The sequence below is a fragment of the Parafrankia colletiae genome, from assembly GCF_001854655.1.
GTDB classification, from domain to species: Bacteria; Actinomycetota; Actinomycetes; order Frankiales; family Frankiaceae; genus Parafrankia; species Parafrankia colletiae.
Genome location: NZ_MBLM01000136.1, coordinates 1 through 16643, shown reverse-complemented (window position 1 = coordinate 16643; position 16643 = coordinate 1). Strand labels below are relative to the sequence as shown.

Here is a 16643-nt window from a genome sequence, read left to right as displayed (position 1 = left end):
TGTGGACTTCCATCAGCATTCACGGTGGCGATGACCGGGAGATTCGTGGCGTCGTGCGGGGCTTTTGGTCTGCTCGTCCAGTGCAGCGCCCGTAACGCGACGGTAGCAGTGCTGACACCGCGACATACCCCCTTTACCCCCCTTTACTGTGGCACCGGCGGACGMCCGGGCCACAGTTCTCCGGGCGGGCGGCGGTCAGGGGTCGAGCCAGCCGGCGACGAGGGACTGGACCTCGTCGCCGTTGAGGTCGCGCAACTTGCGGGCGAGCAGGGCGGCGGTGTCCGGTGCCGTCGGCTGACGGAACGGGGGGTCGGCGGCCGCCAACACGTCGGCGATCGCCGTGGCCACCGCCTCCACCGTCTGCGTCGCGGGCAGCCCCGGCAGCGGGCCGGCGGAGGCTTCGGCGTTGTCGACGTACTGGCGCAGCACCGCCTCGAAGGGCCCGGCCGCGCCGAGGATACGCGGCCAGTCCAGCTTCCTGGCCGCGTCGGCGCCGGTCGGCCCCGGGGACACGATCGACACCGCCACACCGACCCGGCGAGCCACCGGCGCGAGGCTCTCCAGCACGCCCTCCAGGGCGAACCGGGAGCCGGAGTAGGCCTCCATGAAGGGCAGGCCGACGACCCCGGCGACGCTGCCGACCGCGACGATCCTCCCGTGGCTGGCCCGCAGGTGCCCGAACGCGGCCTTCAGCAGCGCCACCGGCCCGAACACGTTGACGTCGAACACCCGTCGGTAGCTGGCCAGATCCTCGTCCTCGAAGGTCTCCACACCGTGTACGCCGGCGTTGCTGACGACGGCGTGCAGCGAGCCGTGCCGGGCCACGACCCGCTCGACGAACGACGGGATCGCCGCCTCGTCGGTGACGTCCAGCTCGTCGATGTCGACCCGGGCAGCGACGGCGCCCGCGCCGTCGGCGGCCGCGCCGTCGATCCACTCCCGCAGCTGGGTGACCCGGTCCCGGGAGTGCGCCGCGGCGACCACCCGGTAGCCCCGCCGGGCGAGAATCACCGCGGTCGCGGCGCCGATTCCCGAGCCGCTGCCGGTGATGATGACCGCTCCGGCCGGCGGGCCTGTCGTCACGGGGGACGTCCTCTCCGATGTTCTTCGGGGCTTGCTCTTCGCGGCCGGCAGCGGCCCGGGTCAGCGGCGGCCGAGGTAGGCCTCGACGGCGTCGGCCGCACGCGGGGCCCCTCCCGCCGCCCGGGTGTGCTCCTGCAGGTCGCGCAGGCGGTGCTGCACCTTCTCGTCGCCCACCAGCGCCGCCACCTCCGCCAGCACCCGCTCGCCGGTCAGCTCCGCCGGCGCGACCACAGTGCCGACGCCCAGCTCACGCACGGTGTCGCAGTAGGGCAGGAAGTCCGGCGCCGGTGGCACGACGAGAACCGGGGTGGCGGTGTGCAGAGCCTCCAGCAGGGAGCCGTTCCCCCCGTGGGTGACGAACGCCCGGGCGTGCTCGAGCACACCGATGTTGGAGACCCACCGATGGATCTCCACGTTCGGCGCGAGCCCGGTGAGCTGGTCGAACTCGGCGGTGGGCAGGCTGTCCCCCACCGAGGCGACGACGTGCCAGGGCTGGCCGACAAACGCCTCGACGACCGTCCGGAAGAAGCCGGGGTCGTTGTTGCGCACGCTGCCGAGGGAGACGAGCACGACCGGCGGTCTGGTGCCGTCCGCCCGAGCGGCGCGGCCCGGGTCCCAGGCGCCGAGGAAGTCGCGCTTCTCCACGCTCGGCCCGACGAAGACGACCTGGTCGGGATCGAACGTCTCGTACGCCGGCTGGAACCGCGGCGGGACGAAGACGATGGTGAACTCGCCGACCTGGCGCCTGGTCCACAGGAAGTCCTCGACCTGGTCGGCGAGGCCGAAGCCGGCGAGCGCGGCGGTGATCTCCTCGACCGGGTCCTGCAGCCGGTGGCCCGGGACCAGGCGCTCGATGTGGTCGAAGTAGGAGTAGTGCGCGTTGGACACCACGCTCACCGAGAGCAGGATCGGCGGCACGTCCCACAGGCGGCTCAGGATCCGGCCGGCCTGGAAGGCGGCCTCGTCGTAGGCGACGGCGTCCGGGCGGTCGTCGCCGAAGTGCTCCCGGGCGGCCCGCAGGATGTCCAGGTTCTCCCGGAAGAAGGCGCTCGTCGCGGCCGCCGGGTCGTCCTCGGCGAGGCTGGCCAGCGGATCGGCTGACCGGTACCCGATGACCTCCGCGCCGAAACGGTGGACCCGGTCGGCCAGCCGGTCCGCGACCACGTAGCTCACCCGGTGCCCGCGGCGGACCAGCTCGTCGACCAGGCCGACCTTGGGGAGCACATGGCCGTTGGAGGGGATGTCGAGGACGAGAATGTGAAAGCCCACGGATTTCTCCGTTTCTGTCGATGCCGGAGGAGCCGGGTCGGGCCGGTGCACGAATGCACCGGAAAACGCGGTGCCCGCTCCTGGCCAACCCCTATGATGTCCCTTCTGGCGCTTACTCCCCACCCATATGCCACCCCTGTTCTCAGCCCTCGCACCGGACCCCTTACACCCCCCTGTTCCGGTCCGCCGCACCGAATACCGGTTCGACGGCACCACGAATCATCCCATAATTGGAGGAAATCTCGGCCAGCCGCACTTCCGGCGCTCCGGACACGATGGGAAGGCAGAGAATGACGAAGACGGGAACACCCCCCGCTGAGGACGTCGGCCGCTTCTACGACGAGATGGCCGGCTACAGCACCGCGGAACTCGGCGACGCCCTGAACCTGCACTTCGGGTACTGGGACACCCCCGACGACGACCGGTCGTTCGAGCAGGCCTGCCAGCGACTCACCGAGGTGACGACCGAGCAGCTGCGGATCGGGGTGGGCAGCCGGGCCCTCGACGTGGGCTGCGGAGTTGGCGCGCCGGCGCTGCAGGTCGGTCGGGACACCGGTGCGAGTGTGGTCGGGGTGACGGTCAGCAACGAGCAGGTGCGGCGGGCGAACGGGCAGGCCACGGCCGTGGGGCTGGCCGACCGGCTGTCGTTCCGGTACGCGGACGCGTCGGCGCTGCCGTTCGAGGACGGGTCGTTCGACGCAGCGTGGGCGTTGGAGTCGCTGATCCACATGGATCGGCCGGTGGTGCTGCGGGAGATCGCCCGGGTGCTGAAGCCGGGTGGACGTCTCGGGCTGACCGACTTCTTCGAGCGGGGCCCGCTGGACGGCGAGCGGCGCCGCGTCGTCGACAAGTTCTACCGCACCCATGTCACCACCGACGCCGGCCTGATCGACACCTACCCGACGCTGCTGCGCGAGGCGGGGCTGCGCCTGGTCGAACTGGTCGACATCAGCGAGCAGACCGTCCGGCGCAGCCTGCTGAAGGCGGCCGAGATGATCGGCGACGACCCGGACAACTACGCCGGGGCCTTCAGCAGCGAGACGATCAGCCGGGCTGACGCGCTCGCCCTTGCCGACACCTGGCAGCTGGGGTACCTGCTGGTCGTCGCCGAGCGCCCCGGCGAGACGCCGTAGCCGTAGTGCGAGACGCCCCTGGCGCGGGCCGTGCGGGGCCCGCGCCAGGCGGCCGCTCAGCCGGTGCGGGTGACGTCCGTCCACAGGTCGATGGGGAGATCCTGCCGGCGCTTGACGTTGAGCTTGCGGTAGACGCGGGTCAGGTGCTGCTCGACGGTGCTGGGGGTGACGTAGAGCCGCAGCGCGATCTCCCGGTTCGTGTAACCCATGACCGCCAGCGACGCCACCCGCCGCTCGGAGTCGGTCAGGCCGGTGATCACCTCCTGGTCGGCTCCGACCGCCGTGACCGGCCGGCCCTCCCCGGAGATCGCGAGCAGCTCCTGGGCGAGCGGGCGGGCCCCGCACATGGTGGCGATGTGCAGTGCCCGACGCAGCAGCAGACGTGCCCGGCGGCGCTGGTCCAGGTGGTCGTGCACGCGGCTGAGGTCGGCCAGTACCCGGGCCTGCCCGAACCGGTCACCGCTGGCCTCGAGCAGTTCGAGCGCCTCGGTGAGCGGCTGGAGCCGACGTCCCGGCGCACTGGCCGCGGCGAGCAGCCGCAGTGCCGGGCCCCGGGCCCAGGTGGCTCCCGAACGCCCCAGTTGCTCCTGGGCCAGCTGGCGGGCCTGGTCGACATTGCCGAGCCGCAGCCACGCCTCGGCCGCTCCGACGCGCCACGGGACGAGGGCCGTCGCGTCCAGACCCCAGCCCCGGACCAGGTCGCCGCAGGCGAGGAAGTCGGCGAGCGCGGCGTGGGCATGCCCCGCGGCCAGGTGGTAGTGGCCGCGGGCGTGCAGGTAGTCCAGCCCGTACCGGCTGGCAAGCATCTCCTCGGGGACGCTCTGGACCAGATGCCGCGCCGCCTCCTCCAGCTCCCCGGACCGGGTGGCCGCCAGCACCAGGGTGCCCAGCGGCAGGCCGATCGCCACCCCCCAGGCCTTGGCCGGCAGCTGGCGCAGGGCGGCGCGGGCATAGGCGGCGGCCGGTTCGAGATCACCCTGTTCGAGCGCCAGGGATCCCCGCACCGCGGTCACCAGCGCCCGCGCGGTCTGGTCCTCCAGCCCGGGATCGGCCAGGAACCGCTCGCACCAGGCGACCGCGGCCTCCATCCGCGGCGACCGCGTCAACAGCAGCAGGGACAGCAGCGCCGCCTCCGCGGCCCACGGGTCGGCCCGGGCCAGGTGCAGGTCACGCAGGATGATCTCGGCCCGTTCCGGGCCCGCGGGCCCGGCGGCCGACCGGCGGCCCTGCCCCTGTACCAGACCCTGTCCGTACGCCAGGCCGTGGTTCTGACCGAGGCCCTGGCCGCGACTGTGGCCGTGCCCGGCCAGCGTGCCGGCGGCTGCCGGCCCCGCGTCGCGGGACGCCCGGTAGCCGCCGGCGGCCACCGCGTCCGCGAGCAGCGCCACGGAGCGCAGCCACGAGTCGGCCGCCGGGGTCGCGGGCACCGCCCCGCCGGGCACCGGCCCGCGGCGGCGGGCCAGCGGCGGATGAACGGTGGCGAGCCAGATCTCCAGGTCGTGCACCTCGGCCGTGTCCTCGCCGGGCTGCGCCGCAGCCGCGGCCCGCAGCCGGTCCAGCAGCTCCTCGGCCTCGGCCGACCGCCCGGTCCAGAGCAGCTGGCGTACCAGTGCCGCGCTGGTGCGCCGGTCCAGCAGGCCGGCGTGCGCGGCGGCGAGCAGCGGGGAGAGGTGACGTGCCGCCACCGCCGGGCTCGTCTGCCACTCGGCATGCGCCAGCCGGGCCCGGATCGCGGCCCGCTCCCGCCCACCCACCGCGCACCGGACGGCAAGCCGCAGGCAGGTGGCCGCGCGCTCGGGCCGTCCGTCCAGCAGTGCCTGTTCGGCCGCCTCGACGAGCACTCCGGTCGCCCACGGCGGCCGGACGTCGTCGCCGGCGACCAGATGCATGGCCACCACCGCGGCCGGGGCGCCCTGCTGGTGACGAAGCCTCGCCGCGCGGCGGTGCAGGTCGATCCGCTCGGACGCGGTCAGGTCGTCCAGGACGACCGCGTGGGCGACCGGGTGCCGGAACCGGCCGCTGTCGAGCAGCCCGGCCGCGCCGATCGCGTCCAGCGCCCGGGCGACGGCGGCGGCGTCCGCGCCGATCATCCCCGCGAGGGATGCTGGTTCCGCCGGCTCGTCGGGGGCGGTCCCGTCCGGGGCCGACTCCAGCACGGCGAGCGCGCGGGCCACCTGGACGGCGACCGGCTCACCACGGTGCAGGCAGCTCAGCAGCGCCAGCCCGTAGCCCTCGGGGCGGGGCTGGGCGAATCCGCGCTGGTCCCGGACCAGCGCGGTCAGCAGCAACGGGTTGCCCCCGGTGAGCCGGTATGGATCCAGCTCCGGGGCAGGCCCGTCCATCTCCGGCCCGGCCACCTGCGGCGCGTCCGCTGCCGACACCTCCCGCACCGTCGCGCTGTCCAGCGGTGCGGGGTGGGTCGACCTGCCGTCCGACGGCGCCTCGTCCACCGGCCCTGCCGGCGCCGGCAGGGCCACCAGCCGCGTCGGAACGGCGGTACCTGCCTGCGCCGCGGCGACGAGCCGCAGCGAACCGGCCGGGGAGAGCGGACCCACCCGGAGCGACCGGAACTCGGGTGCCCGGGCGAGCTCCGCACGGAACGCCAGGTCCAGGGGACGCGAGGCCAGATCGCCGGCGAGCAGCACGGCGATGCGCGTCGACCCGATGCGGCGCACCAGATGCAGGAGGAAGTGCAGCGAGGCGACGTCCGCGTGCTGGACGTCGTCGACGGACAGCAGCACCGGCCCGCGCTCACTGAGGTCGAGCAGCAGCAGGGTCAGTTCCTGGTACACCAGGGCCAGCTCACGGTCCGGGCCGGGGCCGAGCACGGCCGCGCGGGCCGACCCGGCCCGGAGCAGCTCGGCGATGAGGGACGCACGCCGCTCCGCGTTGGGCCGCCCGTCACGGACCGGGACGTCGCGGCCACGTGGGCCGCCCAGGCCACGTGGGGCGCCCGGCGCGAGACCGACCGGAGCGGTTCGGACGGGCACCGGACCGGTCGGCGCGGAACCGTCGGGGAGCAGACCACCCGGGAAGACCCCCGTGGGAACCACGCTCGCCGGAACCACGCCCGCCGGACCAACACCCGCGGGAACCCGGCCCGCGGAGACCGGGCTGGCGGGCACGAGCCCGGCGGAGACCAGACCCGCCGGGACCAGACCAGCGGAGACGAGATCCGGAGAGACGAAGCCGGTGACGGAGTCCGCGGCGCCCGCCACATCCCGCCCCACGGGACCGGCCTCCCGCAGCAGCTGGTCGACCACCCCCAGCGGCAGGACGTGCTCGACCCGCGCGCAGGTGGCGGAACGGACCGTCACGCCGGCACGGGCGGCCACCCGGCCGCTGTAACGGACGAGCTCCGTCTTACCGGTGCCGACCGGACCGTCGAGGAGAACCACCCGTCCCTGGCCAGCCGAACACTGCGCCAGGACCAGGTCGAGCTGACGGAGAACATCGTCGCGTTCAACCAGAATCACTGAGCGCCCCTCGTGTCGTCCACGGCCGGGTCAGCACCCGCGCCGTAACCGTTGGATGGACAATTTCCGACGGCGCGGACTTCGGGGCCCGCCGCCTGTGTGTCGACACAGGCCGCCAGCTCCGAAATTCGGCCGGATCGCCTTTCCGCGCAGATACCGATAAGCCGCGGTCGGTATAACGGCACGCGTCTACGCACCCTGGACCGGGCCGTGTAGATGCGCACCTGGCAGGATGCTGCGTTGCCTCCCGCGACTTCTCCGCGCGGGCTCCCGGTTTCCGGGAATCGAGGCGGACTGACGGAACCCCGCTGGGCACAGCGGTTCCGTCCATTGTCAACGGTGCCGCCCACCGAACGGGAACTGTGCGCCCATTGCGGCCCCACCGGACACCCCGGGGTGGGGTCAGCGTCGTCTGGCGCCAGGTCAGCGCCCGCCGGCAGGCACCGCCACGCCGAGGGCTTCGAGCAGGTCCCGCACCAGCCGGTCAGCATTGTCCGGACCGGTGGAATCGACAGCGGCGGAATCCGAGACGGCGGCGGAATCCGAGGCGGCGGCGGTGCCGGGGCGCGCGACGCGGCCGAAGAGGTAATAGTCCGGCCGCACCAGAACGGCGCTGGCATCCGCGGCGGCGAGATAGGGCAGATAGACGTCATCGAGATCGATCACCGTGAGCACCGCCGCCGCGGCTCCGGACTCGACCTCCGGTGCCTCCGGTGCAGCAGGTGCCTCCCGCACTGCCGGTGCCGGGCCGGGCGCCGCGAGAACCCGCACCACCCGGCCACCGAGGCGCCCGAAGGCGTCCCGCGCCCGCGGGCCGGGCAGCGCGGCTGGCTCGCCGGTGGTCAGCAGCACGAAGCCCGGTTCGACGAACTCGTCGAACAGCCCGGTGCGGCTGCCGACGGCGACCCGGCCCTGCGGGACTAGGTCGCCGGCGGGAACCCTGCCGGCCGGCGAGGTCCCGCGAGACGACCCGCCCGGCCGGCCCAGCCCGCCCGGCCGGCCTGGGCCGCCCGCCGGCCGGCTGTCGGCAGCCTGGCTGTCGGGTGTCTCCGCGCGCGGTACCCGGCCGCGCAGTGCCCGGCCGCGCAGGACGCCGTCCGTCAGCGGCGCGACCGAGGACCGCGCGTCGTCCTGGCGCAGCCCACGCGCCCTGACCGCGATCATGACCTCGTCCCGGTCCCGGGCCGCGGCCGGATCGGTCTCGCAGATCACCCGGCCGAGGTTCATCGACATCCCGATGGCGTGCTGGACGTGTGCCCGCCGCTCCGCGGTGTAGGTGTCGAGCAGCTCCACCGGCGCCGTGCCGGCGAGAACCAGGTCGAGCTTCCAGGCCAGGTTCGCCGCGTCGCGGAAGCCCGAGCACATGCCCTGCCCGGCGAACGGCGGCATCAGGTGCGCGGCGTCCCCGGCGACCAGCACCCGCCCGGCCCGCCAACGGTCGGCGTGGCGGGCCTGGAACCGGTACACCGCGTGCCGCTCCAGAGTGGCGTTGCCCGGGTGCAGGCCGAACAGGCCCAGCAGCTCCCACGCGGACTCCGGACGTCCGAACCGCTCGACCGGCTCCTCAGGCAGCCGCATGAACTCCCAGCGCCGGTGGCCCGGCCCGGCCGAGACCGCCGTCCGCGGCCGGGCCGGATCGCAGATCTGCAGGTTGTTCGGCGTGTGCACGGCCGGCTCGTGCAGCACCACGTCACAGGTCAACCAGTCGTTGAAGTAGGCGAAGTCGGAGACGGGGATCCCCGCGGCGGCGCGCACGAAACTGTTCGCGCCGTCGCACCCCACCACCCAGCCGGCCCGGAACCGCCGGGTCGCCCCCGGCACGCCGTCCAGTGCCGCGGTCACCTCGACCTCGTCACCCCGGTCGGCGAGCGCGACGACCTGGTGCCCGCGCAGCACCCGCAGCGAGGGCAGGCTGGAGCCGCGCAGCGCGAGCGCCTCCTCCAGCGCCGGCTGGTACATGGACGTCGAGTCCGGCCAGCCCGAACGTCCACGCTCGGCGACGTCCACGTGCAGCAGCACGTCGCCCGCGGCGTTGCGCCAGGTGTAGTCCCGGGACGGCTCACCGAACCGGCCCATTGCCGCGCCCACGCCGGCCGCACCGAGGATGCGTGCGGACTCGCCGTCGAACGAGACGGCCCGCGGCATCGGGTACGGCCGCGGCCACCGTTCCAGCACCGTGACCCGCCAGCCGCGCCTGGCCAGCAGGATGGCCGTCGTCTGGCCCACCGGCCCGTACCCGACGATCGCGACGTCCGCGACCTGGGCTGGAACGTCCGCGGGAGGCCGGGCTGTCCCGGCAGAGCTCGTGGGACCGGGACCGGGACCGGGACCGGGACCGGGACCACTGCCGCTCACCGGGCGCCGCCGGACGGCACGGGCTCCGGGCCCGCGCCGCGGCCGAGGATCTCGGCGAGGACGCGTGCGTGCTCGGCGGGATCGGTGAGCACGCGCATGCTCTCCTGTCCGTCCTCGACGGTCACCAGCCGCTTGCCGATGAGGATCCGCTGCCCGCCGGCGGTCGCCCGGCCACGGACCAGCGTGCCGGCACCGGCGAGCGCGCGCGCGAACGCGGCGAGCTCCTCCGACGGCTGAGCCCAGGCCGCGAGCTCGCGGGCGACCGGGCGGAACCGGTAGACCGCGGCCCACTCACCGCGGCTGCCTCGACGTTGCAGGACGTGGTGGTCGGCACCGGCCACGATGCGGAACGTGGTGCCGAACTGGTGCTGCTCCTCGGGACCGAGGCGCAGCGGTTCCAGGTACGACGGCCCGACGAAGCCGACATCGACGAGCAGCAGCTCACCGTCGAGGCGGACGAAGCTGAAGATGTGCTCCAGGTCCGGCCCGAAGGACCCGTCGACCTGGCGGATACCGGCCGCGAACACCCCGGTCTCGTAGCCGAGGTCGGTCAGCAGCCGGCGGAACAGGCCGTTGAGCTCGTAGCAGACACCACCCCGCCCGCGGCGGATCACCGCGTCGAACACGGCGTCGTCGTCGATGTCGACGCCCTTCCACAGATCCGTCCCGCGGGCGGTGTTCAGCTCGCTGTCGTAGGGCACGGTCCGCAGGTGGGCGTGGTGCAGGCGGCGCAGCGTCTCCCGGTCCACGCCGACGGAGCCGTGGTGGCCGAGGGCGGCGAGGTAGTCGTCGACGTCAAACACGGGTGTCGACCTCCAGCTGGTCGAGCAGGAACACCGCGACCTCGCGGGGGACGGCGTAGTCGAACAGGAGCATCGCGGGCAGCGTCAGACCGGACTCCGCCGCGAGGCGGTTACGCAGGTCGACCGCGGTCAGCGAGCTGAACCCGATGTCGAAGAAGGCGCTGTCCGGCCCGATCTCGTCGGTGTCGGGATGACCGAGGACCGCGGCCGCGTGCGCCCGCACGAGGTCGATGAGCACGGCCGTCCGCTCGGACGCCGTCAGCGGCGCGAGGCGTTCGACGAGCTCGYGGCCCGCGTCCCGGTCGTCGTCCGGCGGAACCGCGTCGGGCGTGTCGGGCAGATCAGCGCCAGGCACGGCGATGCCAGCCACCTCATCGGTCACAGGGCCACCTCCGGAGTTCTCGTCGGGCACATCACCGCGGCCGCGGCCGGCCCCCGGCGCGCTCGGAGCGAGCCAGTAGTGCCTGTGCTGGAACGGATAGGTAGGCAGGTCGACCGCCCACGCCCGATCCGCCGAACCCGCCGGACCGCCGGCCGCATCCGTCGGACCGGCGGGTGCCGGGGGCGTGACCACCCGTGCCGCCGCGACGAGGTCGACGGGGACACCGCGGACGAACGCGGCCGCCGCGGACCGGGCGAAGCGGCCTGGTCCGCCGTCGTCGCGGCGCAGCGACTCGAGCACCGCGACGGGCGGCCCGTCCCACTGGTCCACCGTCTCGGCGACGGCCGGCGCGARCACGGGATGGGCGCTGACCTCCAGGAACACCCGGTAGCCCTCGTCGAGCAGGCTCCGCGTGGCGGCAGCGAACCGCACCGGGCAGCGCAGGTTGCGGTACCAGTACCGGCCGTCAAGCGGGGTGTCGTGGATCCAGCCGGCCTCCACCGTCGAGAAGAACGGCACCCGGGGCTGGCGCGGGTCGAGGCCGCCGAGCGCCGCGTCGAGCAGGCCGGAGATCTTCTCGACGCCCCGGCTGTGCGAGGCGTAGTCGACCGGGATGCGGCGGGCCCGGATCCCCTCGCCGTCCAGTGACGCCACCAGTGTGTCGAGCGCGTCCGGCTCACCGGCGAGGACGACCGAGGCCGGCCCGTTGACCGCGGCGAGCTCCACCAGGTCGGCGAAGGGCGCGAGCCGCTCGGCGGCGGCGGTGGGCGACAGGGCGACCGCCGCCATGCCGCCGTGCCCGGCCAGCCCGCCGGCGATGGCCTGGCTGCGCAGTGCGACCACCGCCGCGGCGTCGGCAAGGCTCAGCGCGCCGGCGGCGTAGGCGGCGGCGATCTCACCCTGGGAGTGGCCCACCACCGCGTCCGGGCGGACCCCGACCTGCGCCCACAGGCGAACCAGCCCGGCCGCCACGGCGAAGGACACCGGCTGCACGACGTCCACCCGGTCGAGGGACGGCGCCCCGGGCGACTGGCGCAGCACGTCGCGCACCGACCAGTCCACATGCCGGCGCAGCGCCTCGTCCGCCTTCGCGACCTCGTCGGCGAACACCGGCGAGGTGTCGAGCAGCTCCGCGCCCATGCCAGCCCACTGGCCCCCCTGGCCGGGGAAGACGAAGACGACCGGGCCGTCGACGTCCGCCGTCCCGGTGACGAGGTTCACCGCCGGCTCGGCCGCGGCCGCCGCGGCGAGCCCCGCGAGGCCGGATCCACGGTTCTCGGCGATCACCACGGCCCGGTGGCGCAGCGTCGCCCGTGTCGTGCGCAGGGCGGCGCCGATCGCGTCGACGGGCAGGTGCGGCTGGGTCTCCAGCGCGGTCCGCAGGTCCCCGGCCAGTGTCCGCAGCGCCCCGCGGCTGGCAGCGGTCACCGTCCAGGCCACCGGGACGGGCGCGGTGCCCCCCCGCGGGCCGTCCCCGGCCGCTGGGCTCCCGGCCGCTGGGCTCCCGGCCGCTCCGTCCCCGGGCGGGGCGAACTGCGCGGGCGGCGGGGCCGGGGCCTGTTCGAGGATGACGTGGGCGTTGGTGCCGCTGACGCCGAAGGACGAGACCGCGGCGCGCCGAGGCCGACCGTGCTCCGGCCACGGCTGCCGCTCGTGCAGCAGGCGGACCGCCCCCGACGTCCAGTCGACCTGGTCGGACGGGACGTCGGCGTGCAGCGTCCGCGGAAGCTCCGCGTGCGCCAGGGCCCCGACCAGCTTGAGGATCCCGGCCACCCCGGCGGCGGCCTGGGTGTGACCGATGTTCGACTTCAGCGATCCCAGCCAGAGCGGGTGGGACGCCGGCCGGCGTCCGTACGTCGCCAGCAGGGCCTGGGCCTCGATCGGATCGCCGAGCGGCGTACCCGTCCCGTGGCCTTCGACGACGTCCACGTCCGCGGCGGTGAGACCGGCGTCAGCGAGCGCCTGCTGGATCACCCGCTGCTGCGCCGGACCGTTCGGCGCGGTCAGCCCGTTGGACGCCCCGTCCGAGTTCACCGCCGAGCCGCGCACCAGCGCCCGCACCGGGTGGCCGCCGCGCCGCGCGTCGTCGAGGCGTTCCAGGACGAGGACCACCGCCCCCTCCGACCATGCCGTGCCGTCGGCACCCGCCCCGAACGACCGGCACCGCCCGTCCGGGGCAAGGCCGCGCTGCCGGGAGAACTCGACGAAGGGGCCCGGTCGGGCCATGACCGCGACCCCGCCGACGAGCGCCAGCTCGATCTCCCCGGCCCGCAGCGCGCGCAGGGCCAGGTGGACGGCGACCAGCGACGACGAGCACGCTGTGTCGACGGTGACCGAGGGCCCTTCCAGCCCGAGCACGTAGGAGACCCGCCCGGACACCACGCTCCCGGAGTTGCCCGTCCCGAGGAGCCCCTCCAGTTCCGGCGGGACGTCGGTCACGTCCGCCGCGTAGTCGTGGTACATCACCCCCGTGTAGACGCCGACACTGCGCCCGCGCAGCGACGTCGGGTCGATCCCGGCCCGCTCGACCGCCTCCCACGAGACCTCCAGCATCAGGCGCTGCTGGGGGTCCATCGCCAACGCCTCACGCGGCGCGATACCGAAGAACCCGGGATCGAACGCCGCGGCGTCCACGAAGCCGCCGGTGCGGACGTAGGACGTCCCGGGCCGGTCGGGATCCGGGTCGAAGAGCTCGTCGAGGTTCCAGCCGCGGTCCGTCGGGAAGGGTGCCAGGCCCTCACCACCGGTGTCCACCAGCCGCCACAGGTCCTCGGGCGAGCCGATCCCGCCCGGCAGCCGGCAGCCGGCGCCGACGATCGCGACCAGGTCGGGCGCCCGCGCCTCGGGCGCGGCCAGCCGGCTGTTCTCACTGCTCAGGCCGTCGTTTTCGCGCCGCAGCCGTTCGTTCTCCATTAACGAGGCGCGCAGCGCCTCGACGAGGGTGTCGTGGGACGTCGCCATGGGACTCTCCGGAACTCGGCTGGACGGCTTGGGTGGAAACGGCGCGGGGCGCGCGGGGCAGCGGCCGTCAGGCGGTCCGCCCGAGGGCCCGCGCGATCAGGGCGTCGGCGTCCATCCCCGCGATCAGCCGCGCCTCGTCCGACAGGCCCTCGGCACCGGTACGGCTGCCGCCGCCCGCCTGTGACGGGACGCTCTGCTGTACCGGAACGTCGGCGGGTGCCGGGACGTCGGCCGGGCCGGGGGCCTGCCCGGCCTCGTCCGCCCGCAGCTCGGCGGCGAGCCGGGCGGCGAGTGCGACCGGGCTCGGATGGTCGAAGACCAGCGTGGCGGGCAGCGGGATCCCCGCCTCCGCGGAGAGCCGGTTGCGCAGCTCGACGGCCGCCAACGAGTCCACGCCGAGGTCACGGAACGCCCGGGTCGCGCCGACCTGCTCGATGCCACGGTGCCCCAGCACCGTCGCGGCGTGCCGGCGCACGACTGCCAGCAGCAGCCGGTCGCGCTCGTCCGGCTCCAGTCCCGTCAGCCGCTCGCGCAGCGATACCTGCGGCGCCCGCCGCGCCGGCGCCGCGGCCAGGGTGCCCACCACCTCGCGCAGCAGCGCCGGCAGCCGTCCCTCGGCCACCTGACCGGCCAGCGCCGCCGCGTCGAACCCGCTCGCCACCAGCAGCCCGTCACCCGCGGGACCACCGCCGCCAGGGGTGCCCCCGCGGCCGGAAGTGCCCTCGGCGCCAGCTGTGCCCTCGGCGCCAGCTGTGCCCTCGGCGGCCGCCGCGACGGCGGCGTCGAAGAGTGCGAGCGCCTCGTCGTCTGGCAACGGCCGCAGCCCCTCCCGACCGAGCCGGTCCCGGCCCGCCTCGTCGAGATGGCCGGTCAGACCGCTGGCCCGTTCCCACAGGCCCCACGCCACCGACACCGCCGGGCGCCCCAGCCTCCGGGCGAGCCGCGCGAGCGCGTCGAGGTAGGCGTTCGCGGCCGCGTAGTTGGCCTGCCCGGCGCTGCCGAACACCCCGGCGCCGGACGAGAACAGGATGAACATGGCCAGCTCCGTGCCGGCGGTGAGCTCGTGCAGGTTCCACGCCGCATCCGCCTTGGGCCGGAACACTCCGTCCAGGCGGTGGGCGGTCTGCGCCGCCAGGACGCCGTCATCCAACGTCCCCGCGGTGTGGACCACCCCGGTCAGCGGACGGTCCGGTCCGATGGCGGCGAGCACCTCCGCGAGCGCCCCGCGGTCGGCGGCATCGGCGGCCACCACCCGGACCCGCGCACCCTGCCCGGCCAGCTCCTCGACCAGGTCCGCCGCGCCGGGGGCTGCCAGCCCGCGCCGGCTCAGCAGCACCAGGTCACGGACTCCGTGCGCCCGCACCAGGTGCCGGGCCACCAGGGTGCCCAGGACACCGGTGCCGCCCGTGATCAGCGTGGTGCCGTCGGCGAGCCCGGGCCGCCCCGCCGCACCCGGGCCAGGCTCGTCCGACCCGGGCGCCGGTGCGTGGCCGGCGACCGGAACGATCCGCGGGACGAACCCGCGGCCCGCCCGCACGGCCAGCTGTGGCTCACCCGCCGCGACCGCCTCGGCCACGACACCGCCGATGCCACCGATACCGGAGCCGCCGACCCCGCCAGAGCCCTCGATCCCGCCAGAGCCCTCGATCCCGTCGGAGCCTTCGATCCCGACCGGAGCATCGACGTCCACGAGGATGATCTCGCCGGGATGCTCCGCCTGCGCGGAACGCACGAGTCCCCACACCGCCGCCGCGCCGAGGTCGACAGCCCCGCCGGAACCGGCGGCGGGGTCGGACGGTGCGGGCTCCAGATCCGGGCCGTCGACAGCCCACCGGGTCACGACGACCAGCGGTGGGCCGGGCAGGCCAGCGGCGGTGGGCTGCGCCGGTGTGCCGAGCAGCCGATCCTGCAACCAGGTGAGGGCACGGGCGGCCAGCTCCCGGGCCGCGCCCGGGTCGACTACCGGCGTCCGTGCGCTCAGGTCGAGGACGCGCTCCGGAGACAGCCCGCGCGGCGCCGTCTCCGGCTCCCCGTCCCGCGTGGGCACGCCCGGCGTCGTGGACGTCGACGGCAGCGGGTTCCAGCCGAGCCGGAACAGCGAGGCCGCCCGCGGCCCGGCGCCGACCGGCCGGTCCGCGGCCAGTCGGTCGGCGGCGACGGACCGTAGCACCAGCGAGTCCACCGTGGCCACGACCGGGTCCGCGGCACCGCCCGCGGGGTCCACGTCCGCGGGGGCCAGCAGGGTGAGGGCGAAGCTGCTCGGCCCCGTCGGTACCGCCCGCACCCGCAGCCGGGCCGCACCCGCGGACTGGACAGTCACGCCCGTCCAGGCGAACGGCAGCAGGAGGTGCCCGGGTTCCGCCGCGGTGAGCCCGGCCGCACTGGTCGCCTGGAGTGCGGCGTCGAACAGGGCCGGATGCAGGCTGTAGCGGTCGGCCTCGACCCGCAGTTCCGCCGGCAGCGCGATGTYGGCGAAGACCTCGCCGCCGCGTGTCCAGAGTGCCTCGACGCCCTGGAAGGCGGGGCCGTACCGGTAGCCGCCGGCGGCCAGCCGCGCGTAGAACTCCGTGACGGGCAGCGGCTCGGCCCCGGCGGGTGGCCAGTCGCCCACCCCCGTCTCGTCCTCCGCCGTGCCGGACACCGCCGTGGCAGACACCGCCGTGGCAGACACCGCGAGGTGGCCGGTGGCGTGCCGGGTCCAGGCCGCGTCCGGCGTGTCCGCGCCGCGGGCATGTATCTCGACCGGCCGACGTCCTGACCCGTCCGGCTCACCGACCTGCACCTGGAACCGGACACTGCCCTGGTCGGGCAGGACGAGCGCGTTCTCGATCACCAGCTCGGCGAGCCGGGGATGGCCGGTGCGGGTGCCCGCGTGCAGGGCCAGGTCGACCAGGGCGGCTCCGGGGAGAAGCACGGTGCCCGCGACGGCGTGGTCGGCCAGCCACGGATGGTCCGGCAGCCCCACCCGCCCGCTCAGGACGGTCAGCGGCACGCCCGCCAGGTCGAGGGCCGCGCCGAGGAACGGGTGGTCGGCGCGATCCAGCCCCGCCACGCGAACATCTCCGCGGCTGCCGGCGGCCGGTTCCAGCCAGTAGCGCTCGTGCTGGAAGGGATAGGTCGGCAGATCCGGCCCCACCCCCACCCCGGCACCGGCACCGGCACCGGCACCGGCAGGCTCCGC

General features: G+C 75.0%; 8 protein-coding genes. 1 reads left to right on the top strand and 7 read right to left on the bottom strand.

Annotation, left to right across the window (positions count from 1 at the left end):
• Nucleotides 1-195: 195 nt before the first annotated feature.
• Nucleotides 196-1083 (bottom strand): SDR family NAD(P)-dependent oxidoreductase, encoded by an 888-nt coding sequence (locus CC117_RS23005; RefSeq protein ID WP_071087518.1) that lies wholly within the window; start codon nt 1081-1083, stop codon nt 196-198.
• Nucleotides 1084-1143: 60 nt separating this feature from the next.
• On the bottom strand, nt 1144-2352 hold the full coding sequence (locus tag CC117_RS23000) for a macrolide family glycosyltransferase (protein WP_071087516.1): 1209 nt from the start codon (nt 2350-2352) through the stop codon (nt 1144-1146).
• A 290-nt stretch (nt 2353-2642) separates the two neighbouring features.
• Between CC117_RS23000 and CC117_RS22995 the strand changes: the two genes are divergently transcribed.
• Nucleotides 2643-3485 (top strand): SAM-dependent methyltransferase, encoded by an 843-nt coding sequence (locus CC117_RS22995; protein ID WP_071087514.1) that lies wholly within the window; start codon nt 2643-2645, stop codon nt 3483-3485.
• Between the two features lie 56 nt (nt 3486-3541).
• Here CC117_RS22995 and CC117_RS22990 read toward each other — a convergent pair whose 3' ends face one another.
• From CC117_RS22990 to CC117_RS22970, 5 genes are all read right to left on the bottom strand, one after another.
• Nucleotides 3542-6961: a helix-turn-helix transcriptional regulator gene (locus tag CC117_RS22990; RefSeq protein ID WP_241830340.1), complete on the bottom strand. Its 3420-nt coding sequence runs from the start codon at nt 6959-6961 to the stop codon at nt 3542-3544.
• Between the two features lie 423 nt (nt 6962-7384).
• Complete coding sequence (gene mhpA, locus CC117_RS22985; protein ID WP_084132617.1) at nt 7385-9316, bottom strand: bifunctional 3-(3-hydroxy-phenyl)propionate/3-hydroxycinnamic acid hydroxylase MhpA; 1932 nt, start codon at nt 9314-9316, stop codon at nt 7385-7387.
• Nucleotides 9313-10119 carry an arylamine N-acetyltransferase family protein gene (locus CC117_RS22980; RefSeq protein WP_071087511.1) on the bottom strand — a complete coding sequence of 269 codons (807 nt, stop codon included), beginning with the start codon at nt 10117-10119 and terminating at the stop codon, nt 9313-9315. Before CC117_RS22980 ends, mhpA begins: the two co-directional genes overlap by 4 nt.
• Nucleotides 10112-13462, bottom strand: coding sequence for a type I polyketide synthase (locus CC117_RS22975; RefSeq protein WP_071087509.1), 3351 nt, complete (start codon nt 13460-13462; stop codon nt 10112-10114). The genes CC117_RS22980 and CC117_RS22975 overlap by 8 nt, the downstream gene beginning before the upstream one ends.
• Nucleotides 13463-13529: 67 nt before the next feature.
• Nucleotides 13530-16643: type I polyketide synthase (locus CC117_RS22970; protein ID WP_116287870.1), on the bottom strand; the 3114-nt coding region annotated here is incomplete at its 5' end.